Below are 22,783 nucleotides of genomic sequence, written 5' to 3'. Positions count from 1 at the left end.
GTCGATCCGGAGGCGGGGGCCTATTTGGCCGATCGCGCACTGCGCAGGATGTCCTCGTAGCGCGCTTCCCACTGCTCGCCTTCGGCGACCAGCTTGTCGATGTCGACCGTCACGGTCTCCACCCCGTCGAGCGCGCCCTTCTGCAGGTCCGCCCGCGCCGGGATGCGGTGCTCGCCGATCATCAGCTGCTGACCGTCGCCGAGCACCCATTCCATGAAGAGCAGCGCGCTGGCCGGGTTCTTGGCGTTGCGCAGCAGGGCCACCCCGTTGGGACGGATGACCAGCGGCTCCACCACCGGCGTACGGGACAGCGGCGCCCCGGTCTCGATCAGCTGGTCGACGAGGTGGTTGTAGACGCTCGTCGACAGGCCGTGCTCGCCCGAGCCGAGGAACTGGGCGTGTGTGGTGTTGCCCTCGACGGAGGTCGAGTTGGCGGCGATCCTGCGGAACAGGTCGTCGACCTGTGCCTGGGTCTTGCCCTTGCCGACGAAGTACTGGGACAACGCCATGTACCACTCGAACGCCCGGCTCTCCATGATCGTGACCCCGGCGAACCGCTTGTCCGCCAGATCCTCGAAGGACTTCGGCGGCTCCTTCACCACCTTGGTGTTCCAGGACACCGTGAACATGTTCAGCCGGCTTCCGACCCAGCCCTTCTGCTTGGCGGCGGGAACCAGCCCGTCGTCGGCCGGGCCTTCGTACGGACGCAGGAGGCCCTCCGTGTTCGCGGTGGCGAGTTCCTCCGCGTTGCTGTCGTAGAGGTCCGCCGACGACCGCCTGGCCTTGGTCTCCTGGAGCAGGCGCTGCAGGACCTGGTTCGCCTTGGCCCGGTAGACGCTCACCTGGATGCCGTACTTCTCGGTGAACTTCTTGGCCTGGTCCGCGAGGTCGGTGTTGGAGGTGTAGACGTTGAGCTTGTCCTCCTTACGGGCCAGTTCCAGCAGCTTCTGCGTGCGCGCGTTCCCCTCCAGGCCCTTCAGCTGGCCGAGCACCGCGGCGTACGGGTCCCGGTCCTCGCCGGACCCCGCGCCCTTCTGTGTCGGGGAGCCACCACATGCCGCCAGGGAGAGGGCCACCACCAGGGCGACGCCGGTTCGTGCGACCGGGGCCTTCACTGCGAACTGCACCATCGGATCACGCTCCTCATCACTGTGATCGAGATCGCGACCATGGTCGCCCCGAACCCGCCGTATCCCTCCGGAACCCGCCCACTATTCGAGACGCCTCGCTGTGGCCGGGCCCGGCGGCCTCCGTACCGTGTTCAACCAGCCCTCAGCGAAGGAGCGCCCCGATGCGTGCTCTGATGATCGCAACCGTTCTCGTCCTCTGCGCCGCCTGCGGCGGGTCCCCGACGGCCCAGCAGGGATCCGGCGGGCAGGCGACCTCCGGCGGCGACCGCTACGCGCCGGTCGCCGCGGCGGTCAAGGGCCTGGACGGCCAGGCGCGCCGCGCCAAACTGGTGGAACTAGCGAAGAAGGAGAAGCAGCTCAAGTGGTACACCTCGCTCAATGAGGACGTCGCCCGGAAACTGCTCGACGCGTTCACCAAGGCCACCGGTGTCCGCGTCACGCTCTACCGCGCGGGTAGCGAGAACGTCCGTAACCGCGTCCTGGAAGAGGTCAAGGCGGGCTTCGCCGGTGCCGATGTCGTCGAGACCAACGGACCGGAGATGGTCGCGATGGCCGACGGCAACGCCTTCGCCCCCTTGGACGCGCCGGTCACCGCGAACCTGGTCGAAGGGTCGAAGCGGCCGACCTGGACCGTCTCCCGGTTCAACATCTTCACGGTCGCCTGGAACACCGACCTGGTGAAGCCCGGCCAGCAGCCCACCACCTACGCCGATCTCGCCGACCCCAAGTGGGACGGCAAGATGGCGATGGAGATCGAGGACTATGACTGGTACTGGGCGCTGCGCGGCCACCTGACCACCGACGGCGGGATGACGCCCGCCCAGGTCCAGGACTACTTCAACAAGATCGCCGACGGAGCGGCGTTCACCAGCGGCCACACCACGATGCGCCAGCTCCTGGTCGCCGGCGAGTACGCCCTGGTCACCAGCGACTACAGCTACGGGATCTCCGAGGTCGCGGCCGACGGCGCCCCGGTGGCCTGGAAGGACCCGAAGCCGGTGGAGCCGCTGTTCGCCCGGCCGAACGGTGTCGGGCTCGTGCGCAACGCGGCCAACCCGGCCGGCGCCCAGCTGTTCGCCGAGTGGCTGCTGAGCGACGGCCAGCCGGTCCTCCGCGACAGCAACATCGATCCCAGCCGGAAGGACCTGCTGGACACCGGGAACGCCGACGTTCGGATCATGGACATCGAGAAGTATCTGAAAGAGGAGGACGGGGCCATCAAGGAGTACGAGGCGATCGCCCGCAAGGGCAAGAAGGTGGGCAAGTGAACCGCGCCACCGCCGCCACGGCCGGAGGGATCCGATGAGCGTCACCGAGGCCGGCACCGACCGCAATCCCGTCGAGGTACCGGTCGGGCCGGCCGCGGACCGGACCGCCGGTTACGTGTCCGACCACCTCGTCGACCTGCTCCGCTCCCTCGGCTGCAAGTACCTGCCGCTGAACCCGGGCTCCAGCTTCCGCGGCCTGCACGACTCGGTGGTGAACCACGGCGGCAACCGCGATCCGCAATTGCTGCTCTGCCTGCACGAGGAGATAGCCGTCTCGCTGGCGCACGGCTATGCGAAGGCCACCGGCGGGGTGGCCGTCGCGGCGGTCCATGACCTGGTCGGCCTGATGCACGCCAGCATGGCCGTGTACGACGCCTGGTGCGACCGGGCACCGCTGCTCCTGCTCGGCGGCGGTGGCCCGCTGACCACCACCGCGCGCCGCCCGATCGACTGGCTGCACTCGGCGGCGAACCAGGCCCAGCTGGTCCGCGACTACGTGAAGTGGGACGACGAGCCCGCCGATCCGCAGGCGCTGCTCGACGGGGTGGCCCGCGGGCACCAGCTGGCCGGGACCGCCCCCACCGGGCCGGTGTACGTCACCTTGGACGCCGATCTGCAGGAGCAGCCCGCGCCGCCGGAAGGTCTCGACCTGCCGGACCTCCGCCGGTACCTGCCGCAGCCCGGCCCGGGCGCGGACCCGGACCAGGTGCTGGCCGCGGCCCGGCGGCTGGTCGAGGCCGACGCGCCGCTGATCGTCGCCGGCCGGGTCGGCCTGCGCGCCGAGGCCACCGCACCGCTCGTCGAGCTCGCCGAGCTGCTCGCCGCCGCGTGCCAGGACGCGCCCAACACCGTCTGCTTCCCGACCGCGCACCCGCACAACCTCAGCGGCGACCCGGCCGTGCTGGACACCGCGGACGCCGTGCTGGCCGTGGACCTCGCCGACCTGCGCGCGGTGAGGCCGGTCGGCTCGTCCCGGGAGCCGGGCGCCGCGGGTACCGCGTCCGCCGACCGCGAGCTGGTCGCGATCACCCTCGATCCGCTGGCACCGAGCAGCTGGTCGCACGCCGGGCAGGCGCCGGTGCCGATCGACGTGCCGCTGCTGGCCGAGCCGTTGACCGCACTCCGGCAGCTCCGCGACGCCGTGGCCGACCTGGTCTTGGCCGAGCCGCCGGATCGCCGGCGGGTTCGCGAGCGGCGCCGCGACAGCCTGGCGGCCCGGCACCGTGAACTGCGCGCGCGACAGCGGGCCGCGGTCGAGGGCGTCCGCGGTCAGGCTCCGATCGCCCCGGCGTATCTGGCCGCCGCGGTGTGGGACGTCGTCCGGGACCGGCCGTGGCTGCTCACCCTGCGGAACACGCGCAGCTGGCCGGAAGGGATCTGGCAGTTCCCCGGCGGCGGCAGCTTCCTCGGGCACAGCGGCGGCGGCGGTGTCGGCTACGGCCCCGGCGCGATGGTGGGGGGTGCGCTCGCCGCCCGCGACGACGGCCGGCTGCCGGTGGCGATCATCGGCGACGGCGACCTGCTGATGGCGCCCGGCGCGCTGTGGACCGCCGTCCACTACCGCGTTCCGCTGTTGATCGTGGTCAACAACAACCGCTCGTTCCACAACGACGAGGAGCACCAGTACGCGGTCGCCCGGCACCGCGGCCGTCCGGTGGACAACTCCTGGATCGGCATGCGGATCGACGGGCCCGCGGTCGACCTGGCCGGGATGGCCAGGTCCTACGGGGCTTGGGCGGCCGGGCCCGTGACCGATCCGGCCGCCCTTCCCGCCGTACTCGGCGACGCGCTGCGGGCCGTCGACGAAGGCCAGGTGGCGCTGGTCGACGTGCACACCGCGCCGCGACCGAGAACCAGGCGTTGACCCTTTCCCGCAACGTCCGCAACGTCCCAGAAAGGGGGAAGCGGCGTGCGGGCCGCGGCCGGCGGCCGCGGCCCGCACGCCGCGATCTCGATGACCGCCGCCACTGAACGCCCCACCCGACCACGGCAGATGTACATCGGCGGACAGTGGTGCGACGCCGCCGACGGCTCGACGATGGTCAGCCTGGACCCGGCCACGGAGGAGCCCATCGGCACGGTGCCCGTCGCCGCTCAGGCCGACGTGGACCGGGCGGTCGCCGCCGCGGCCACGGCCGCACCGGAGTGGGGCGACCGTCCCTGGCCGGAACGCGCCGCGGCCCTGCGCGCCCTCGCCGAGAGGATCGACGCCGCGGCCGAGGAGCTCGCCGCTCTGGACACGGCCGACGCGGGGCTGCCGATCAACGGCAGCCGCGGCGACATACGCTCCGCGGCGAACGAGATCCGGTACTTCGCGGGTCTCGGCGGCGAGGCCAAGGGTGCCACGTTGCCGTCCACGCCGGCGCAGCTCGCGATGAGCCAGCGCGAACCGTACGGCGTCGTCGGCCGGATCGTGCCGTTCAACCATCCGTTCAAGTTCGCGGCGGGGAAGTGCGCGGCGCCTCTGATGGCCGGCAACGCGGTGGTCCTCAAACCGGCCGAGCACACCTCGCTGTCCGCCCTCCGGTTCGCCGAGCTGGCCACCGGGCTGCTCCCGCCCGGAGTGCTCAACGTGGTCACCGGCCCGGGCCGGGTCGGCGCGGCGCTCGTCGAGCACCCGCAGGTCGAGCGGATCGCCTTCACCGGCAGCGTGCCGACCGGCCGGGCCGTCCTGCGCGGCGCGGCCGACCACATCAAGCACGTCACGCTGGAGCTGGGCGGCAAGAACCCGATGATCGTCTTCCCGGACGCGGATCCGCGGCGGGCCGCCGCGGGCGCGGTCGCCGGGATGAACCTGCGCCGCTCGATGGGCCAGTCCTGCCAGTCCAACTCCCGCGTCCTGGTGCACCGGTCCATCCGGGAGACGTTCCTCGCCGAGCTGGTCGAGCAGGTGAACGCGCTGACGGTCGGGGACCCGCACGACGAGGCCACCGACCTCGGGCCGCTGGCGTTCCGCGAGCACTACGAGCGGGTGACGCGCTACGTCGCGCTCGGCGTCGAGCAGGGGGCCCGGCTGGTCGCCGGAGGCGGGCGGCCGGCCGGGCTGGACCGCGGCCACTACCTCCAGCCGACGGTGTTCGCCGACGTCACGCGGGACATGACGATCGCCACCGAGGAGATCTTCGGCCCGGTGATGGCCGTTCTGGACTGGCAGGACGAGGACGAGATGGTCGAGCTGGCGAACGCCGTCGACTACGGGCTGACCGCCAACATCTGGACCGACGACCTGCATCGGGCGCACCGGACCGCGCGGCGCCTCCAAGCCGGCACCGTCTGGGTCAACGGCACGGGCCGCAAGCCGCTCGGCACCCCGTTCGGTGGCTACAAGCACAGCGGGCTCGGGACCGAGAGCTCGCTCGAAGAACTGCTCAGCTACACCCGGCTGAAAAGCGTCGTGGTCAACCTGCGGCAGTGAACGGGCTCAGGGCTCCGGGATCTCCACCGCCGTGCCCCGGGTGAGGTGCCGGCTCATCACCGCCCGGGCCGTCACCCGATCCCGGCGCTCGATCGCCTCGACCAGTTCGCGGTGGTCCTCGACGGTGCGCTGGTGCGCGTCCGCCGCGGGTTCGCGGGCGCGCAGCGCCGCCATGCGCAGCGGTCCCCGGAACGATCCGGCCATCCTGGCCACCGCGCCGTTGTGGGCCGCCTCGGCCAGCCGCGCGTGGAACTGCTCGGCGGTGCTCCGGTCGTACTCGCCGTCGGCGAGCGACCGCTCGGCCCGTTCGCACACCGCCCGCAGCGCCTCAAGGTCCTGCTCGGTCGCCCGTGCCAGCACCAGGTCGAGGATGCCCAGCTCCATCACCAGGCGGGCCTCGGCGACGTCCTCGGGGTCGATCGGCGCCAGCGTGAGCAGGTCGTTCAGCCGCTCCCCCACCATCTGGTCGGACGGCGCGGTGACGAACGCGCCGCCGCCGGCCCCCACCTTGACCGACATGAGGCCCTGTGCCTCCAGGATCCGCAGCGCGTCCCGGACGGTGACCCGGCTGACCCCGAAGTCCTTGGCGAGCTGCCGTTCCGAGGGCAGCCGGTCGTGCGGCGCGAGCCGGCCGGATCGCAGCAGCGCGACGATCTGGTCGACGATCTGCTGGCTCACCCGGCCGGAGTTCACGGGGGTGAGGTGGTCGCCGGCGTCAGTCACTCCCGACCGCCTCGCCGGAGGTCCGGGCGCCGCCGAGCCTGGCCGCCGTCCGGCCGAGGTGCGCGCTCATCAGCCGCTCAGCGGCCGCGACGTCCTGGCGCCGGATCGCCTCCACCAGGGCACGGTGCTCCCGCACGCCCCTCGCCCCCATCTCCGGAGCGACGTCCATGGCCCGGCTCAACGACATCAGCAGCGGCTCCTGGAACGAGTTGACGAGCAGTTCGATCGCGTCGTTGTGCGCGCAGGACGCCAGCCGGATGTGGAACTCGGCGGAGAGCGCGACATCGTGACGGCCCTCCTCGACCGCTGTGACCGACCGGTCGCAGATCTCGTCGAGCGCGGCCAGGTCGTCGTCGGTACGGCGCCGGCAGGCCAGCGGGACGGCGCCGAGCTCGATGATCATCCGGGCCTCGGTCACCTCCTCCGGCGACAGGTCCGACAGCAGCATCATGTTGGTGAAGCCGTCACCGACGTGCTCGGGTCCGGGCACCCGGACGAAGGCGCCACCGCGGGCCCCGACCCGGATCTCGATCAGCCCGGTGGCCTCCAGGGTGCGGAGCGCGTCGCGGACCGTGACGCGACTGATCCCGAACCGCTGGGTGAGCTCCCGCTCCGGCGGCAGGCTGTCGCCCGGACGCAGGCGGCCGGCGTGAATGGCCTCCTTGATCTGCCTGACCACGTCATGCGAGGCGCGGACGACGTGGAGCGGCTTGAACAATCCCGCGACGGCCCGTCCCCCGTCGTCGGGTTCCGATGCCATCGCACGCTCCCTCACTATGGTCTTATGGTCAGTCATTAGTATATTCTTTCCGTACGACAGTTCTCCAACCTCGGGAGTCTAAATCATGGCGAAGAGCGGTCGGACCTTTCTGCGCGGCATCACCTCGGAGAAGTACGGACTGTCGGAGTTCCGCGAGGCGCAGCTCAAGGCTCCCCGGGTCCGCAACGACGAGGTGGTCGTCGACGACGCCAAGGTCGGCCACTCCGGCGACTCGAAGGACTCCCGCACCTGGTGGCGCGTCGGCCCGGGTGACGACCCGTTCCTGACACAGACGTTGCAGGTGCACTTCGTCGAGATCCCGCCCGGCAAGTCCAACCACGGGCACGGCCACCAGAACGAGGCCGCCTTCTACATCCTGCGCGGCAAGGGCTACGAGATCCACGACGGGCAGCGCTACGACTGGGAGAAGGACGACCTGGTCATCGTGCACACCGACTCGGTCCACCGGCACTTCAACGACGGCGACGAGACCGCCACGGCGCTGGTCTTCAAGGCCAAGAGCATGTGGATGTACTTCGGCCTCATCCAGCAGGGCCGCAGCGGCCCGGTCAAGGACGAGCACCGGTTCGGGCCGAGGGAGGACTGGTCGCGGATCTGGACGCCCGGCGTGATGGACCGCAAGAAGGTCGTCAAGCCCGCCGACACCACCTGGGAGACCACCCAGGACGGCATCATCCGCAGCATCCTGTCACCGGCCCGCGACGACGTCCGGTGCTTCAGCGTCGACATCTACCAGCAGCGCATCCCCGCGGGCAGCCGGTCCGGCAAGGCATGGCACATGGCCGACGAGGTGCTCTACGTGCAGTCCGGCTCGGGCACCAGCTACCACTGGGAGGTCGAGGCGGAGATCGCCGACAAGTACTACGCGCGGATCGCCAAGGAACCGACCGTGCACAGGTTCACCGCGGGCGACACGATCTACGTCCCGCAGAACACCGTCCACCAGCACGTCGCCGACGACGGAAGCGAGGTCATGCTGCTCAGCGCCCAGAACCGGCTGTTCCGCCACCTTGGCTACGACACCGTCGCCTACCTGGAGAACGCGCCCGAGTTCGACGCGGCGCGCTCCTGAGCCGGGCGATGATGGCTGACCGCATGGCGGGGCGGTGACCCCGGGGCCTGACGACCGGCGACTGCCCCGGGACTCGTTGCCCACCTGGCTGTGCACGTCGGGTTTCTCCCTGTCACTGGGGATGGCCTCGGTGGCGATGCCGCTGCTCGCCCTGCAAGCCGGGTACAGCGGGACCGAGATCGGTGTCTACACGGCGCTGTCCGCGGTGGCGCAACTGTGCACGCGCCTGGTGATGGGCCCGGCGATGCGCCTGCTCCCGGACCGGGACTTCATCGTCCTCGCGGCCGCGCTGCTGGCCGTCTCCAGTGGGCTGGCCGCCGTGTCGGCACTGCCGATCTGTTTCGGCCTCGCGCAGTTGCTGCAGGGCATCGCCCGCGCGTTCTTCTGGACCGGTAGCCAGACCCACGCGGTGCGGATGTCGAAGTCGTCGGTCCGCGGCCTCACCGCGCTCAACCTCTCCTCGACGGCGGGGCTGCTCGGCGGGCCGGTGCTGGCCGGGTTCCTCACCGAGGCGTCGCCCGGCCGCGCCCTGCTGTGCGCGGCGCTGATCGCCACGGTGGTCATGTGGCCCGCCGCCCGGCTGACCAGGCTTCCGGTGTTCGAGCAACTGGAGGACCGCCGGCCGGGCCTGATCTGGACCCGTCCCGGTGTCGACGCCGGCTGCTGGGCCGGCGTCACGGCGGGCGCCTGGCGCGGACTGCTGAGTTCCTACATCCCGGTGGTGCTCACCCATGCCGGGCAGGGTCCCTCGATGGTCGGCGGGCTGGTGTCGGTGGCCAACGCGGCGTCCCTCGCCGGCACCGGGCTGGCCGGGAGGGTGCCCGAGCGGTGGCTGTCCCGGTCGTTCGGGCTCGGGGTGCTGGCCACCGGTCTGAGCATCGCGGCGTTCGCGCCCCTCGCGGCGACCGCCCTCGCCGCGGGCGCGGCGCTCGCCGCCTCCGGGATCGGCGCGGGCGTGCTGCAGACCGTCGGGCCGGCGGTGGCGTCCGACGCCGTCCATCCGGAAGAACGGGGCGAGGCGATCGCGGCGGCCGGAACGTTCCGCGCGGCCTCGCTGTTCCTGGTCCCGCTCGGCGTGGCGGGACTGCTCGCCGTCGTGCCGCTCGTGCCGGCCCTGATGCTGACCGGGGTCCTGGCGGCCACGCCGGCCGGCTACACGCCGCGGCTGCGCCGCCACCTGGGCGGGCGGTGATGGCGCTTGTGGGGCGGGCGTCGACCTGACATTATTGGCCTAATGGTCATTCCTTTAGGAGGTGCTGGTGGCCAGCCGGACAACGACCAAGGTGACCCACTACCACGTGCAGAAGAAGCGGCGCGCGGAGTTCCTGGAGAGCTGGCGGGCGAATCGGCGTACGGTCGTCACGGCCGACGACGTCACGCTCCACCCCAGCGAGCGCGGCCACCGGATCGGGGTGTACGTCGGCGTCGACGGCGACCGGCCGACCCGGACGATGGACGCCATGGTGCACGAGTTCGATCCGGGCACCACGACCACCGTCCACCGGCACAGCTGGGACGCGATGGTGTTCGTCGTCGGCGGCTGGGGCTGGACCGAGATCGACGGCGAGCGGATCGAGTGGGGCCCGGGTGACTCGCTGCACCTGCCGGCCTGGTCCTGGCACCGCTCCGGCAACGAGGGCGAGACCACCGCGCGGTACCTGACCTTCTCCAGCGAGCCGATGCTGGACACGATGGGCATGTCGGTGCTGGAGGACGCCGGCGACGCCGACGTCGCCGACCTGCCCGGGCGCCCGCCGTACACCGAGACGATGACCGGCGACGACCCGTACGCCCGCCGGGTCCGCCGGCTGGCCCGCGAGCAGGACGCCCGCCGGACCGGCCGGCTGCACACCAGCTGGGACGACCTCGAACTGCTGCCCACACCGCGGGGCACGCGCACGACGTTCCTGCTCGACCGGGCGATCGGCTACCAGGCGTCGGGGATCACGATGGCGATGTTCGAGATCGCCCCGGGCCGTGCGCAGTCCATGCACCGCCACCCGGGCGAGGCGTGGCTGTACGTCGTCGAGGGCAACGGGCACAGCTACCTCGGCACCGAGCCCGAGGGCGGCGAGAAGCATCCGTGGAAGAAGGGCGACCTGATCATCGTCGACCACTTCCTGTGGCACCAGCACCTGAACGACGACCCCGACCATACGGCCAAGGTGGTCCGGATCCACATGTTCGACAGCCTGCTGGAGACGATGCGGGTGCTCACCGACCCGCTGGTGCTGTTCGAGGAGCCGCCGGACCACATCCGCGACGCCCAGGCCGGCGACCCGACGACGGTCGACTGGCCGGAGGTCGTCCGGCCGACCTGGCCATGAGCGCGGTGCGCCTGCCCCCGGGGATCACGGGTGTCCACGCGCTGCCGGCCGACCACCATGACGGGCCGTGGGACTCGATCATCACCGCTCCGGCGCTGAAGGAACGGCTGCTGGGCCAAGCGATCCTGGTGTTGCGCCACGGCCTGCGGCTGCGACAGCTGTCCGGCGCGCCGCACGGCCTGGTGGTGCTCGCCGGGCCGCCGGGCACCGGGAAGACCACGCTGTGCCAGGGGCTCGCCCAGGTGGTGGCGCTGGCCCTGGCCAAGCGTGGCGCGACGACGTTCGTCGAGGTCGACCCGCACGCGTTCCCCAGCGAGATGCTCGGGGAGAGCCAGCGGGCCGTGCGGGAGCTGTTCACCGAGACCCTGCCCGAGCTGGCCCAGCGGCGGCCGCACACGATCGTGCTGATCGACGAGATCGAGTCCCTCGCGGTACGCCGCAGCGCGGCGGCGTTCGAGACCAACCCCGTCGATGTGCACCGTGCGACCGACGCCGTGCTGTCCGGCCTCGACGAGCTGCGCGCTTCGTCGCCCAACCTGTTGATGCTGGCCACCACCAACTTCATGCCCGCACTGGACGAGGCGTTCCTGTCCCGTGCCGACCTGGTGCTGGAGACGGCGCTGCCCGACGAAGAGGTGATCGCCGGGATCGTCCGCGGATCGCTGACCGAGCTCGCCGTCCAGTGGCCCGGGCTGCGTCCGCTGGCCGACGACACCGAGCTGCATCGCAAGCTCGCCGCCCAGTGCGCCGGATTCGACGGGCGCCGGGTGCGCAAGGCGATCCTGTCGGCCCTGGCGCGGCGCCCGGACCTCGCCGAGGACCCCGAGCGGCTCACCCCCGACGATCTGTCGGCCGCGGTCGGCGCCGCGGCCGATGGCCCGCTCGCCGGCTCCTGAAGGAGCCGGCGGGGGGCCGCCTCCGGCGGTCGGCGCCTTACGCGCCGGCCGGCCGGCCTCGGCCCACCGGGTACGGGAACACGGTCTCCAGCGGCATCGGCTCGTCGAGGATGTGCTGGCGGACCGCGTGCCCGATCAGCTTGTCGATCATCGCCCGGTTCGGTTCGACGCCGTACGGCAGCGGATCCGCGCCGGTCGCCTCCAGCACCCTCAGGAGGCGCCGGTCGTCCGGCCCCGGCCGGTCGAGCGCGCCGGCTCGCAGCCGGTCCACGTACCGGTCCTTGGCCCGCTCGAACGCGTCGAACACCTGCCCGGCGAGCTCGGGCCGGGCTTCGAGCAGCTCGTCCCTGACCACGACGAGATGGTTGATCGGGTACAGGCCGGAGTCCTGGAACGCCGCGAAGGCGGCGGCGTCGGGGTCGGGGATCAGTGGCGCCACGTCCGGGTGGTCGACGCTCACCCCGATCGCGGCGGCGAGCTCACCGGTGGCGACCTGTTCCTCCAGGGTGCGTCCCGGCTCCAGCGGTACGACGTTGGCCGGCGGCCGGTAGTCGGCGACGTGCTCGTCACCGGACAGCACCCAGGTGATCGCGTCCAGGTCGACGCCGTACTCGTCGGCGAGGATGCCGCGCGCCCACACCCCGGTGGTCACCGTGTACCCGCGGTTCACCCCCACCCGCCGACCTTCGAGGTCCTTCGGGTGCCGGATGCCCAGCGTCGTGTTGTGCACGATCGCGCCGTGGTGGAAGCCGCGGACCAGGAACACCGGCAGCGCCGAGAACCGCACGCCGTGCGCTTTGGCGCACAGGTAGGTGGTGAACGCCATCTCGCTGACGTCGAACTCCAGGTTCCGCACCATCCGGCGGAACGCCTTCACCAGGACGGGGACCTCTTCGAAGTCGAAGACGAATCCCTCCGGCCGCACGGAGCCGTCCTTGAGCGCGGCGTTGGCGCCCTGGGTCCGGGTCACCGCCCTGAGGGTCGGGAGGTTCTCACCACGATCACCACGAGACATGAGAGAAAGGTAACACATTCAAAACATATGACCATAAGCCGAGATCAGCGCCCCCGCGAGGCCGCCACCGGCGACCGGATCGGATCATCGGGCCCCACTCCTCCCAGATTAAGGCATAATGGTCCTACATTTATTCCAGTCGAGCGAGGTACTGCATGTCAGGCGCCACGAAGAAGGGCAGCGGCGGCACTCTGATCGTGGGCGGCAGCCAGGCCGGGCTTCAGCTGGCCGTGTCGCTGCGGCGGCTCGGGGACACCGCGCCGATCGTCCTCATCGGGGAGGAGCCGCACCCGCCCTATCAGCGGCCGCCCTTGTCCAAGGAGTTCCTCGCCGGAGAGGCCGGACTCGACTCGCTCCCCCTCCGCACGCCCGCGTTCTACGCCGACTCCGGGATCGACCTGGTGTGCGGGGAGCGGGTGAGCCGGCTGACGCTGTCGCCCACCGGCCCGCCGGGCTCGGGGGTCGCGGAGACCGCCGCAGGACGCGAGCTGCCCTTCGACCGGCTGGCGCTGACCGTGGGCGCGAGCGTCCGGCGGCTGCCCGTCCCCGGCGCCGACCTCGACGGGATCTGCTTCCTGCGCGACCGCGACGACGCGGTGACCCTTCAGGCCCGGCTCCGCTCCGCCGCGCGGACCGTCGTCATCGGCGGCGGGTTCATCGGCCTGGAGGTGGCCGCGGCGGCCCGCCGTCTCGGCGGGTCGGTCACGGTGATCGAGGCCGCGGACCGGCTGATGGCACGGGCCGTCGGGCCCGTGGTCTCGGAGTTCTACCTGCGGGCGCACCGGCGCCGCGGCATCGACGTGCGGCTGTCGTCGCAGGTGTCGGCGTTCCTCGGCGACAAGGGCACGGTGACCGCGGTCGCGCTGGCCGACGGGACGGAGCTGCCCGCCGACCTCGTCCTGATCGCGGTCGGCGTCGTCCCGCGCACCGAGCTCGCCGAACAGCTGGGGCTGGCGTGCGACGGGGGCATCGTCGTGGACGCGCGGGCCCGCACCAGCGAGCCCTCGGTCGTCGCCGCAGGCGACTGCACCGCGCAGCCGCACCCGGTGACCGGGCAAGGGCGGGTGCGGCTGGAGTCGGTCCAGAACGCCGTGGCCCAGGCGCAGGTGGCGGCGGCGACCCTGCTGGGCCGGGTGGAGGGGACCACGCCGGTGCCCTGGTTCTGGTCCTACCAGGGTGACCTCAGGCTGCAGATCGCCGGCCTGTCGACCGGCTACGACGAGCACGTGGTGCGGGGCGAGCCGGACAGCGAACGGTTCTCCGTCCTGTACTACCGCCGGAACCGCCTGCTGGCCGTGGACGCCGTCAACCGGCCCGCCGACTACATGGCCGTGCGCAAGGCCCTCGGTGAGGGCGCGACCATCCCTCCCGGCCGCGCCGCCGACCCCGAGGCGCCGCTGAAGTCGGTCATCGAGACCTCACCTTGTGCCACGGAGAGAGGTCTGGTCTAATGGACATACCAAACGTCCGAACCGAGGAACGTCATACGGCCGTAGCGCCACCGCGAGAGGACATCGGCGACTTGTCCAAGGTGACCTACATCGACAGCACCGGCCGCGCGCACACCGTCGACGCGACGGTCGGCGACACGGTCATGGCCACCGCCGTCAAGAACGGCATCCCGGGGATCGTCGCCGAGTGCGGCGGGAACCGCTCGTGCGCGACCTGCCACGTATGGGTCGCCGAACGGTTCGCCCCGCTCGTGGGCGGCCCAGGCGACATGGAGGAGGACCTGCTCGACATGGGCGTCTCGGACCGGCGCCCCACCAGCCGGCTCTCCTGTCAGATCCGCATCACCGAGGATCTCGACGGCCTGACGGTGGAGATCCCAGCCGACCAGCCATGATCCGGCCGGCCACGACCCTCCGGCCGGCCACGACCCGAGCAGCCACGAAGAAGGGAACAAGGCGGTGCTGAGGCGGGACATCAACGACCTCTTGACCCAGACCGGCCCCGGGACGCCGATGGGCGAGCTGTTCCGGCAGTACTGGATTCCGGCACTGCTCGCCGAGGAGCTCCCAGAGAACGACTGCCCGCCGGTGCGGGTGAAGCTCCTGTCGGAGCGGATGGTCGCCTTCCGCGACAGCGAGGGGCGGTACGGCCTGATCGACGAGTTCTGCGCCCATCGCGGCGCGTCCCTGTGGTTCGGCCGCAACGAGGAGTCGGGCCTTCGCTGCCCCTACCACGGCTGGAAGTACGACGTCACCGGCCAGTGCGTGGAGGTGCCGTCCGAGGCCGACAACAGCAGCTTCTGCGAGAACGTGAAGCTGACCTCCTACCCCCTGGTCAAGGTCGGCGACGTGCTGTGGACCCACATGGGCGACCCGGCCCGGCGGCCGGACCTGCCGGAGTTCGAGTTCCTGCACGTCCCCCCGGAGCAGACCTACACCTCCAAGCGGTGGCAGCAGTGCAACTGGCTGCAGGCGTTCGAGGGCGGCATCGACTCCAGCCACGTCACGTTCCTGCACTCCGGCGGCCTGAAGAACGATCCCCTGTTCAAGGGCGCCAAGGGCAACGAGTACAACCTGAACGACACCAAGCCGTTCTTCGAGGTCGCCGACAGCGAGGGCGGCCTGTTCGTCGGGGCCCGCCGCAACGCCGAGGACGGCAAGTACTACTGGCGCATCACGCCCTGGGTGATGCCGGCGTTCACGATGGTGCCGCCCCGCGGCGACCACCCGGTGCACGGCCACTTCTGGGTGCCGATCGACGACGAGAACTGCTGGACCTACTCCTTCGACTACCACCCCGTCCGCGCGCTGACCGACGCCGAGCGGCAGGCGATGATCGACGGGCACGGCGTGCACAGCAAGAACATCCCCGGGACCTACCGTCCCGTCGCCAACATGGACAACGACTACCTGATCGACCGCGAGGCGCAGAAGCGCGGCGAGACCTACTCCGGCGTGGCCGGCATCGCCCTGCAGGACGCCTCGGTCCAGGAGAGCATGGGCCCGATCGTGGATCGGACCAAGGAGCGGCTCGTGCCGGCCGACAGCGGGATCATCAAGGCCCGGCAGAAGCTGCGCAAGGCCGCGATCGCGCTGCGGGACGAAGGCGTGACGCCACCCGGCGTGGACCCGGCGCACCACCGGGTGCGCTCGGCGGCGGTCGTGCTGCCGCAGGCCGAGTCGTTCCTGGACGCCTGCCGCGACGCGGTCAAGGCGACGCCCGGCACCCCCCAGGCGTCGGTCTGAGATGGCGTCGCTGTCGGCCTACTCCAGCGAGTCGGCGTGGGCGGCCTCCGCCGACGAGGCGCGCTACCGCATCGACGGCGACATCGCCCCCGCCAGGAACGCGCGGATCATCGCCTTGGACCAGCGGGCGGCGTCCGTCGCCCGCCGTGTCGCCGCCGGCCCCTGGGCCAAGGCCAGGTTCTTCACCTGCGAGGACCACGGGCCGGTCAACGGCGCGGGAGCGGTCGCGCTGCGCGAGCTCGACGGCGCGCCCGCGGCGTTGGTGGACCTGCTGACCGACACCGACGTGGTGGTGGTCCTCGCGACCGACGACACCGGGAGGGCCCACGCGGCGGCGATCGGCCGCGAGTGCGGCGCCCGCGCCATCATGACCGCGGGCATCGTGCTCGGCGAGGGCTTCGAGGCCGACGACGCCGTCGCCGCGCTCCGCCCGCACGCCCGGGTGCTGCTGCTGTCCGCGGACGAGAGCGACGTGTACGAACTGCTCACCGCGCTGCGGGTCTGAGATTCGGGTCTGAGAGAGGAGGCCCGCGATGCCGGGCGGAACCGCGGGAAAGGTGACGCTCCGCGCGCTCCAGGAGATGAAGGACGGCGGCCGGAAGATCGTCGGCGTGGTGGCCTGGGACTACCAGATCGCCCGGATCGCCGACCGGGCCGGCGTGGACCTGGTCTCGGTCGGCGACACCGTCGGCGTGAACCTGTGGGGCGACCCGAACCCGTTCGAGGTCACCATGGACCAGATGATCCTGGTGACGCGCGCGGTGCGGCGCGGGGTGAGCCGGGCGCTGCTCAGCGCGGACTTCCCCTTCGGTCCCCTGCAGGAGGGCACGGACAGCGCCGTGCGGGCGGCCATCCGGTTCGTCAAGGAGGCCGGGGTCGACATGGTCAAGCTCGACGCGGCCCCGGACTTCCTCGACTCCGTCAGGGCGATCACCCGGGCGGGGATCCCGGTGTTCGCGCAGTTCGGGATCACACCGCAGACGGCCCTGCGGTACGGGGTCGAGTACAGCTCCGTCCCGTCCAGGGCGGACCAGGTGCCGGTGGAGATGAAGGACGCGCTGATCGCCGAGGCCGAGCGGCTGGAGGAGGCGGGCGCCGCGCTGCTCAACTTCACCAATTCCGGGCCGGTGGTGGGGGCGGCGGTGGCGAAGGCCGTGTCCATCCCCGTCGTCGGCGGCTTCGGCGGCGGCCCGTGGCTGGACGGCCGGATGCGGATGGCGCACGCCGCCATCGGCTACGCCGCGTCCGCCATCGACGATCCTCCCGACACCTACGCCAACGTCGCGCGGATCACGCTGGACGCGCTGAGCTCGTACGCCGAGGACGTGCGGGCCGCCCGCCAGATCGCGGGCGGCGTCCCCGTCCCGCCCGGAAGCTGACCACCCGCAAGCCGACCGACTGCCAAGGAGAGCACGTTCATGCCCATCGCCCATGCCGACGGGATACCGACCAGGTACGAGGTGATCGGCTCCGGGCCCCCGCTGCTGATGTTCTCCCCCGGCGGGTTCGACGCCCATCGGGAGAACTGGCGGACGCTGGGGATCTACCGGCGCCTGCGGCTGCTCGACCACCTCAGCGAGCGGTACACCTGCATCGTCTTCGACCGGCGGGAGGCGGGCGAGTCCGGCGGGCGGCTGGAGCGGCTCGGCTGGGACCGCTACGCGGCGCAGGGGGCCGGGCTGCTCGATCATCTCGGTATCGAACGGGCGCATCTGATGGGCGGCTGCGCGGGCTGCTCCACGGTCGCCGCGTTCGCGGTCGCCCGTCCCGAGCGGACCCTGAGCATGGTGCTGTTCTCGCCCGCGGGCGGCGTGAAGTACCGCATGAAGCAGCACGACCGGTTCGACCGGCATCTGGCCTACGTGGACGAGCACGGCCTGGAGGGAGTGCTGGCCCTGGTCAAGAACTCCGACCAGGGGTTCTCCAAGGATCCCCGGGTCGGCCCCTGGGCTCCCGCGCTGCGCAACGACGCCGCGTTCGCCGACGAGTACGCCCGGCAGGACCCGGGCCGCTACCGCATCCTGGTCAAGGGCATCGCGCGGCTGCTGTACGACCGCGACACCGTACCCGGAGCGGAACCCGAGGACCTGCTGCGGCTGGACGTCCCCGCCCTCATCGTCCCGGGAGAGGACGACTCGCACGCGCCCTCGGCCGCTCGCTACCTCCAGGAATGCCTTCCCCGAGCGGAGTACTGGGACGTCCCGGTGGCCGAGCAGACCGAATCGACCGCCCCCGCCCAGGTGCTGCGCTTCCTGGACCGGGCCTAGGCCGGGCCGGCCCAGACCGGACGAGCCCACACAGAGGAAGGAGAAGGCATGGCGGAGCAGGTGCTGGCCGCGGTCAGGACCGGGCCGGGCACGACCGAGCTGCGCGAGTTCCCGATGCCGGACATCCCCGACGACGGCGCGCTGCTCAGGGTCGAGGTGGCCGGGATCTGCGGGACGGACGTCAAGATGTACGCCCGGCCCCCGTTCACCGATCCGGTGATCATGGGCCATGAGAACGTCGGCGTCATCGCCAAGGCGGGACGGGCGTTCACCGAGCGCAAGGGCCTGGTCGAGGGGGACCGCGTCTTCGTCGAGCACTACGTCGGCTGCTACCGCTGCGAGTGGTGCCACGCGGGCGAGTACCGGCACTGCGAGGCGACCGACTGGCGCACCAACGCCGACGCGCTGCGCTACGGCTACACCTCCGCGAACAACCCCTACAACCTGTGGGGCGGCTTCTCGCAATACCTGTACCTGCCCTGGAACTCGGTGACGCACCGCGTCCCGGACGGGGTGTCGGCGGAGCTGGCGGGGCTGGTGACGCCGCTGTCGAACGGCATCGAGTGGGCGCTGTTCACCGCCGGGGTCGGGTACGCCTCGACCGTTCTCGTCCAGGGCCCCGGACAGCAGGGGCTCTCCCAGGTCGTCGCGTGCAAGCAGGCGGGCGCCTCCCTCGTGATCGTCACCGGGACCGCGCGGGACGCGGCGCGGCTCGCGCTGGCCAGGGAGCTGGGCGCCGACCACGTCATCGACATCACCCGCGAGGACCCCCTGCGGCGTGTTCTGGAGATCACCGGCGGGCGCGGCGTCGATGTCGTGCTGGACTGCACCTCCGGCGCCGGGACCGCCCCGATCCTGCTCGGCATCGACGCGCTCAAGCGGCGCGAGGGGACGATCGTCGTGCAGGGCGAGCTGGCCGCCTTCCCCGACTTCCCGCTGAAGAAGGTCACGGAGAAGTCGATCAGCGTCAAGAGCGCCCGCGGGCACAGCTACCGCTCCTGCGAGCTCGCCCTCGAACAGCTCGCGTCCGGCCGGTTCCCCCTGGAGAAGCTGAGCACGCACGCCTTCGGGCTGCGCGACGCCGACCTGGCCATCCGGACGGTGGGCGGCGAGGGGGCCGACGACGTGATCCACGTGTCGCTTCTGCCCTGGTCGGACACGGCATGAGCGTCGTCGTGCGCAACCCGCCGCGCGCCGGCAGGGAGGCGGTCGACGAGCTCGGCCGGTACGGCGTGGCCACCGTCCATGAGGCGCAGGGACGTACCGGGCTGCTCTCCCCCGCCCTGCGTCCCGTCTACCCGGGCGCGCACATCGCGGGCACCGCGGTGACGGTGAGCGTGCCGCCGGGCGACAACTGGATGATCCATGTCGCGGTGGAGCTGTGCCAGGAGGGCGATGTCCTGGTGGTCGCGCCCACGTCCCCCTCGGAGGCCGGCTACTTCGGCGAGCTGCTGGCCACATCGGTCGCCGCGCGCGGCGTGCGGGGCGCGGTCATCGACGCGGGCTGCCGCGACGTCGCCGAGCTCCAGCGGATGGGGTTCCCGGTGTGGTCGCGGTACGTCTGCGCGTTCGGAACGGTGAAGGAGACCCTCGGCGACGTCAACCTCGGCCTGGTGTGCGCGGGGCAGCACATCGAGCCCGGAGACGTGGTCGTCGCCGACGACGACGGAGTCGTGGTCGTGCCGCGCCTCCGGGCCGCGGAGGTCGCCGAGGCCGCCCGGACGCGGGAAAGGAAGGAGGCGGCGCTGCGCGAACGCTACGCCCGTGGTGAACTCGGCCTCGACGTCAATGCCATGCGTGAGCGCCTGGAGGGCAAGGGGCTCACCTACGTCGACCGAACACCGGACGAGTGAAGACGAGCACAGATGATCATTGATTGCCACGGCCACTACACCACCAGCCCGGTCGAGCACAGGGCCTTCCGTGAGGCGCAGCTCGCGCGCCTGGAGGACGCCTCCCGCCCCGCCCCCGAGCCGCCTGCCATCGCCGACGACGCGATCCGCGAGAGCGTGGAGAACAACCAGCTGAAGGTCCTGCGCGAGCGCGGCGGCGATCTGATGATCTTCTCGCCGCGGGCCTCGGCGATGGAGCACCACGTGCCCGACCCGGACACGGCGCGGGTGTGGGCGCGCGTGAACAACGACCTCGTCCACCGGGTGACCGAGCTGTTCCCGCGGCACTTCGCGGGGGTCTGCCAGCTCCCCCAGACCCCCGGCGGGTCCCTGGCCGACTCGGTGGCCGAGCTGCGCCGGTGCGTGGAGGAGCTCGGCTTCGTCGGGTGCAACCTCAACCCCGACCCGTCCGGCGGCCACTGGACGTCGCCGCCCCTCACCGATCCGTACTGGTTCCCGCTGTACGAGGCGATGGTGGAGCTGGACGTCCCCGCGATGATCCACGTCTCGACGTCCTGCAACCCCGCCTTCCACACCCTCGGCGCGCACTACCTCAACGCCGACACCTCGGCGTTCATGCAGCTTGTCCAGGACGATCTGTTCGACCGCTTCCCCACCCTGCGCCTCGTCATCCCGCACGGCGGCGGGGCGGTGCCCTACCACTGGGGGCGCTACCGGGGCCTCGCCGTCCGGATGGGCCGGCCGGACCCGGCGACGCTGGTGGGGACCAATGTCTTCTTCGACACCTGCGTCTACCACCAGCCCGGCATCGACCTGCTGTGCCGGGTGGTGGGGGCCGACGGCCTGCTGTTCGCGTCCGAGATGCTGGGCGCGGTACGCGGCGAGAACCCCGAGACGGGCAGCGGCTGGGACGACACCAAGCGCTACCTCGACGCGGCCGGCCTCTCCGGCGAGGACCGCCACAGGATCTTCGAGGGCAACGCCCGGCGCGTCTACCCCCGCCTGAACGCGCGGCTGACCGAGGAAGGCAGGTGACCGTGGCCCCGCTGCGTCTCACTTTCGCGTGCGGTGACTACGACCGGACCCGGGCGCTGAGCGAGGGGACGATCCGTCCCGACGGCATCGAGCTCACCTACCTGCGGCTGCCGGTGGAGGAGACCTTCTTCCGCATGATGCGGCACCAGGAGTTCGAGGTGGCGGAGCTGTCGCTGTCGTCCTATGTGCTCTCGCTGGACAGGGGAGGCCCGGACGGGTCGCCCTTCGTGGCGCTGCCGGTGTTCCCGTCCCGCATGTTCCGGCACGGGTCGCTCTACTGCCACGCCGACGCGGGCATCGCCGCCCCGGAGGACCTTCGTGGCAAGGTGGTCGGCACCCCCGAGTACCAGCTCACGGCCTGCGTGTGGATGCGCGGCATCCTCGGCGACCGGCACGGCGTGCCGTTCGACTCCGTCGAGTACCGCACGGGCGGGCAGGAGACGCCCGGCCGGATCGAGAAGGCCGGCGTCCGGCTACCGGACTCGGTGCGGATCAGCGCCATCCCCGAGGACAGGACGCTCGCGTCCATGCTGGCCGAGGGCGAGATCGACGCCCTGTGCACGCCGCGTGTCCCGGGGCCGTTCGTCGCGGGCGATCCGCGCGTGCGGCGGGTGTTCCCCGACGTCGTCGCCGCCGAGAAGGAGTACTACGCGGCGACGGGCATCTTCCCGATCATGCATGTGGTGGTGATCCGGCGGGACGTCTACGAGCGCCATCCGTGGGTCGCCCAGTCGCTCTACAAGGCGCTGCTGGCGGCGAAGGACGAGGCGTACGCGCGCGTCTACGACACCTCCGCGCTGCGGTTCATGCTTCCGTGGCTGATTCCGCAGTTGGAGGAGGCGCGGGAGCTGCTGGGCGCCGACTTCTGGTCGTACGGGCTGGAGCGCGACCGCGAGACGCTGTCCACCTTCCTGCGCTACCACCACGAGCAGGGACTGTCCCAACGGCTCTGGACGCCCGAGGAGCTCTTCGCTCCCGAGTCGCTGGAGTCGGCGGTGATCTGATGGCCTCGGACCCGGGACCGCTGCTCCTCCTCCGCCACGGCGAGAGCGAATGGAACTCCAAGAACCTGTTCACCGGGTGGGTCGACGTCGATCTCACGCCGTACGGGGAGGACGAGGCACGCCGCGCCGGCCTGCTGCTCCGTGAGGCGGAGCTGCCGCCGGACGTGGTCCACACCTCGCTGCTCACGCGCGCGGTGCGCACCGCGAGCATCGCTCTGGAGGCGGCGGGGCGGGTCTGGATCCCGGTCTCCCGGCACTGGCGGCTCAACGAGCGGCACTACGGCGCGCTCCAGGGCAAGGAGAAGGCGGCGATCCTGCGCGAGTACGGGGAGGACCGGTTCCGGCGCTGGCGCCGTTCGTACGACGGGCGGCCACCGCCGATCTCACCGGACGACGAGTGGGAGGTCGCGGGCGACCCGCGCTACGCGGGGCTGGCCCGTGGCCTCCTGCCGCGTGCCGAGTCGCTGGCGGACGTCATGGCCAGGCTCCTGCCCTACTGGTACGACGCGATCGTGCCCGATCTGCGCGCCGGGCGCACGGTGCTCGTCGTGGCGCACAGCAACTCCCTGCGGGCCCTGGTCGCGCACCTCGACCGCCTGCGCCCCGACGAGGTCATGGGGCTGAACATCCCGACGGGCATCCCGCTGCGCTACGACCTGGGCGCGGACCTGCGGCCGGTGCGGCGCGGCGGGCGCTACCTCGACCCGAAGGCCGCCGCCGAGGGCGCGCGGGCGGTGGCCGACCAGGGCCGCGGACGGTGGCCGGGCGGGGCCGCCGACCGTTGACAGCGCCACAGAAGG

At 71.7% G+C, this 22,783-nt stretch carries 22 protein-coding genes; 18 read left to right on the top strand and 4 right to left on the bottom strand.

Features of this window, described 5'->3' with window-relative positions:
• Positions 1-20: 20 nt before the first annotated feature.
• Positions 21-1,130: an ABC transporter substrate-binding protein gene (locus ACGWYJ_RS03185; protein WP_395103989.1), complete on the bottom strand. Its 1,110-nt coding sequence runs from the start codon at positions 1,128-1,130 to the stop codon at positions 21-23.
• Between the two features lie 161 nt (positions 1,131-1,291).
• On the opposite strand from ACGWYJ_RS03185, the gene ACGWYJ_RS03180 reads away from it, so the two are divergent.
• From ACGWYJ_RS03180 to ACGWYJ_RS03170, 3 genes are read left to right on the top strand one after another with little or no spacing between them, the layout of a single operon-like run.
• Complete coding sequence (locus ACGWYJ_RS03180) at positions 1,292-2,398, top strand: ABC transporter substrate-binding protein (RefSeq protein WP_395103987.1); 1,107 nt, start codon at positions 1,292-1,294, stop codon at positions 2,396-2,398.
• A gap of 34 nt (positions 2,399-2,432) precedes the next feature.
• Positions 2,433-4,262: a thiamine pyrophosphate-binding protein gene (locus ACGWYJ_RS03175; RefSeq protein ID WP_395103986.1), complete on the top strand. Its 1,830-nt coding sequence runs from the start codon at positions 2,433-2,435 to the stop codon at positions 4,260-4,262.
• Between the two features lie 45 nt (positions 4,263-4,307).
• Positions 4,308-5,813 (top strand): aldehyde dehydrogenase family protein, encoded by a 1,506-nt coding sequence (locus tag ACGWYJ_RS03170; RefSeq protein WP_395103985.1) that lies wholly within the window; start codon positions 4,308-4,310, stop codon positions 5,811-5,813.
• Between the two features lie 6 nt (positions 5,814-5,819).
• Here the strand turns inward: ACGWYJ_RS03170 and ACGWYJ_RS03165 are convergent, their stop codons facing one another.
• A complete protein-coding gene (locus ACGWYJ_RS03165) occupies positions 5,820-6,536 on the bottom strand; it encodes a FadR/GntR family transcriptional regulator (RefSeq protein WP_395103984.1) in 717 nt (238 codons plus the stop codon).
• Entirely contained in the window at positions 6,529-7,296 is a 768-nt protein-coding gene (locus tag ACGWYJ_RS03160; protein ID WP_395103983.1) for a FadR/GntR family transcriptional regulator, read from the bottom strand. Before ACGWYJ_RS03160 ends, ACGWYJ_RS03165 begins: the two co-directional genes overlap by 8 nt.
• An 85-nt stretch (positions 7,297-7,381) precedes the next feature.
• Here ACGWYJ_RS03160 and ACGWYJ_RS03155 point away from each other — a divergent pair, with 85 nt between their 5' ends.
• The 4 genes from ACGWYJ_RS03155 (at position 7,382) to ACGWYJ_RS03140 (ending at position 11,612) form a co-directional block, all read left to right on the top strand.
• Positions 7,382-8,389 (top strand): cupin domain-containing protein, encoded by a 1,008-nt coding sequence (locus tag ACGWYJ_RS03155; protein ID WP_395103982.1) that lies wholly within the window; start codon positions 7,382-7,384, stop codon positions 8,387-8,389.
• Between the two features lie 34 nt (positions 8,390-8,423).
• Positions 8,424-9,581: an MFS transporter gene (locus ACGWYJ_RS03150; protein WP_395103981.1), complete on the top strand. Its 1,158-nt coding sequence runs from the start codon at positions 8,424-8,426 to the stop codon at positions 9,579-9,581.
• A gap of 67 nt (positions 9,582-9,648) precedes the next feature.
• Positions 9,649-10,716 (top strand): cupin domain-containing protein, encoded by a 1,068-nt coding sequence (locus ACGWYJ_RS03145; protein ID WP_395103980.1) that lies wholly within the window; start codon positions 9,649-9,651, stop codon positions 10,714-10,716.
• Positions 10,713-11,612 carry an AAA family ATPase gene (locus tag ACGWYJ_RS03140; RefSeq protein WP_395103979.1) on the top strand — a complete coding sequence of 300 codons (900 nt, stop codon included), beginning with the start codon at positions 10,713-10,715 and terminating at the stop codon, positions 11,610-11,612. Before ACGWYJ_RS03145 ends, ACGWYJ_RS03140 begins: the two co-directional genes overlap by 4 nt.
• Before the next feature lie 37 nt (positions 11,613-11,649).
• Here the strand turns inward: ACGWYJ_RS03140 and ACGWYJ_RS03135 are convergent, their stop codons facing one another.
• Positions 11,650-12,582: a hypothetical protein gene (locus ACGWYJ_RS03135; RefSeq protein ID WP_395103978.1), complete on the bottom strand. Its 933-nt coding sequence runs from the start codon at positions 12,580-12,582 to the stop codon at positions 11,650-11,652.
• 200 nt (positions 12,583-12,782) lie between these two features.
• On the opposite strand from ACGWYJ_RS03135, the gene ACGWYJ_RS03130 reads away from it, so the two are divergent.
• The 11 genes from ACGWYJ_RS03130 (at position 12,783) to ACGWYJ_RS03080 (ending at position 22,768) form a co-directional block, all read left to right on the top strand.
• Positions 12,783-14,078 (top strand): NAD(P)/FAD-dependent oxidoreductase, encoded by a 1,296-nt coding sequence (locus ACGWYJ_RS03130; RefSeq protein WP_395103977.1) that lies wholly within the window; start codon positions 12,783-12,785, stop codon positions 14,076-14,078.
• Positions 14,079-14,158: 80 nt separating this feature from the next.
• On the top strand, positions 14,159-14,473 hold the full coding sequence (locus ACGWYJ_RS03125; protein WP_395104079.1) for a 2Fe-2S iron-sulfur cluster-binding protein: 315 nt from the start codon (positions 14,159-14,161) through the stop codon (positions 14,471-14,473).
• A 64-nt stretch (positions 14,474-14,537) separates the two neighbouring features.
• Positions 14,538-15,824 (top strand): Rieske 2Fe-2S domain-containing protein, encoded by a 1,287-nt coding sequence (locus tag ACGWYJ_RS03120; protein WP_395103976.1) that lies wholly within the window; start codon positions 14,538-14,540, stop codon positions 15,822-15,824.
• Between the two features lies 1 nt (position 15,825).
• On the top strand, positions 15,826-16,329 hold the full coding sequence (locus ACGWYJ_RS03115; protein ID WP_395103975.1) for a hypothetical protein: 504 nt from the start codon (positions 15,826-15,828) through the stop codon (positions 16,327-16,329).
• A 28-nt stretch (positions 16,330-16,357) separates the two neighbouring features.
• Positions 16,358-17,203: a 3-methyl-2-oxobutanoate hydroxymethyltransferase gene (locus ACGWYJ_RS03110; protein ID WP_395103973.1), complete on the top strand. Its 846-nt coding sequence runs from the start codon at positions 16,358-16,360 to the stop codon at positions 17,201-17,203.
• Between the two features lie 39 nt (positions 17,204-17,242).
• Complete coding sequence (locus tag ACGWYJ_RS03105) at positions 17,243-18,091, top strand: alpha/beta fold hydrolase (RefSeq protein WP_395103972.1); 849 nt, start codon at positions 17,243-17,245, stop codon at positions 18,089-18,091.
• A gap of 48 nt (positions 18,092-18,139) precedes the next feature.
• Positions 18,140-19,258 (top strand): zinc-binding dehydrogenase, encoded by a 1,119-nt coding sequence (locus ACGWYJ_RS03100; protein ID WP_395103971.1) that lies wholly within the window; start codon positions 18,140-18,142, stop codon positions 19,256-19,258.
• Entirely contained in the window at positions 19,255-19,944 is a 690-nt protein-coding gene (locus tag ACGWYJ_RS03095; protein WP_395103970.1) for a 4-carboxy-4-hydroxy-2-oxoadipate aldolase/oxaloacetate decarboxylase, read from the top strand. The genes ACGWYJ_RS03100 and ACGWYJ_RS03095 overlap by 4 nt, the downstream gene beginning before the upstream one ends.
• Positions 19,945-19,956: 12 nt before the next feature.
• Positions 19,957-20,979, top strand: a complete 1,023-nt coding sequence (locus ACGWYJ_RS03090) for an amidohydrolase family protein (protein ID WP_395103969.1) — start codon at positions 19,957-19,959, stop codon at positions 20,977-20,979.
• Positions 20,976-21,983: an ABC transporter substrate-binding protein gene (locus tag ACGWYJ_RS03085; RefSeq protein WP_395103968.1), complete on the top strand. Its 1,008-nt coding sequence runs from the start codon at positions 20,976-20,978 to the stop codon at positions 21,981-21,983. The genes ACGWYJ_RS03090 and ACGWYJ_RS03085 overlap by 4 nt, the downstream gene beginning before the upstream one ends.
• Positions 21,983-22,768, top strand: a complete 786-nt coding sequence (locus tag ACGWYJ_RS03080) for a phosphoglyceromutase (RefSeq protein WP_395103967.1) — start codon at positions 21,983-21,985, stop codon at positions 22,766-22,768. Before ACGWYJ_RS03085 ends, ACGWYJ_RS03080 begins: the two co-directional genes overlap by 1 nt.
• The last annotated feature ends 15 nt before the right edge of the window (positions 22,769-22,783 follow it).

Source organism: Actinomadura sp. SCN-SB, from assembly GCF_043906805.1.
Classification (GTDB): domain Bacteria; phylum Actinomycetota; class Actinomycetes; order Streptosporangiales; family Streptosporangiaceae; genus Spirillospora.
Note: the sequence above shows the minus strand (reverse complement) of the source record. Positions and strands in the feature narration are given on the sequence as shown.

Coding starts and splice junctions, on each gene's coding strand:
- ACGWYJ_RS03185 (WP_395103989.1), bottom strand. CDS start 1,130: ATGGTGCAGTTCGCAGTGAAGGCCCCGGTCGCACGAACCGGCGTCGCC.
- ACGWYJ_RS03180 (WP_395103987.1), top strand. CDS start 1,292: ATGCGTGCTCTGATGATCGCAACCGTTCTCGTCCTCTGCGCCGCCTGC.
- ACGWYJ_RS03160 (WP_395103983.1), bottom strand. CDS start 7,296: ATGGCATCGGAACCCGACGACGGGGGACGGGCCGTCGCGGGATTGTTC.
- ACGWYJ_RS03140 (WP_395103979.1), top strand. CDS start 10,713: ATGAGCGCGGTGCGCCTGCCCCCGGGGATCACGGGTGTCCACGCGCTG.
- ACGWYJ_RS03105 (WP_395103972.1), top strand. CDS start 17,243: ATGCCCATCGCCCATGCCGACGGGATACCGACCAGGTACGAGGTGATC.
- ACGWYJ_RS03130 (WP_395103977.1), top strand. CDS start 12,783: ATGTCAGGCGCCACGAAGAAGGGCAGCGGCGGCACTCTGATCGTGGGC.
- ACGWYJ_RS03090 (WP_395103969.1), top strand. CDS start 19,957: ATGATCATTGATTGCCACGGCCACTACACCACCAGCCCGGTCGAGCAC.
- ACGWYJ_RS03110 (WP_395103973.1), top strand. CDS start 16,358: ATGCCGGGCGGAACCGCGGGAAAGGTGACGCTCCGCGCGCTCCAGGAG.
- ACGWYJ_RS03080 (WP_395103967.1), top strand. CDS start 21,983: ATGGCCTCGGACCCGGGACCGCTGCTCCTCCTCCGCCACGGCGAGAGC.
- ACGWYJ_RS03155 (WP_395103982.1), top strand. CDS start 7,382: ATGGCGAAGAGCGGTCGGACCTTTCTGCGCGGCATCACCTCGGAGAAG.
- ACGWYJ_RS03115 (WP_395103975.1), top strand. CDS start 15,826: ATGGCGTCGCTGTCGGCCTACTCCAGCGAGTCGGCGTGGGCGGCCTCC.
- ACGWYJ_RS03175 (WP_395103986.1), top strand. CDS start 2,433: ATGAGCGTCACCGAGGCCGGCACCGACCGCAATCCCGTCGAGGTACCG.
- ACGWYJ_RS03095 (WP_395103970.1), top strand. CDS start 19,255: ATGAGCGTCGTCGTGCGCAACCCGCCGCGCGCCGGCAGGGAGGCGGTC.
- ACGWYJ_RS03100 (WP_395103971.1), top strand. CDS start 18,140: ATGGCGGAGCAGGTGCTGGCCGCGGTCAGGACCGGGCCGGGCACGACC.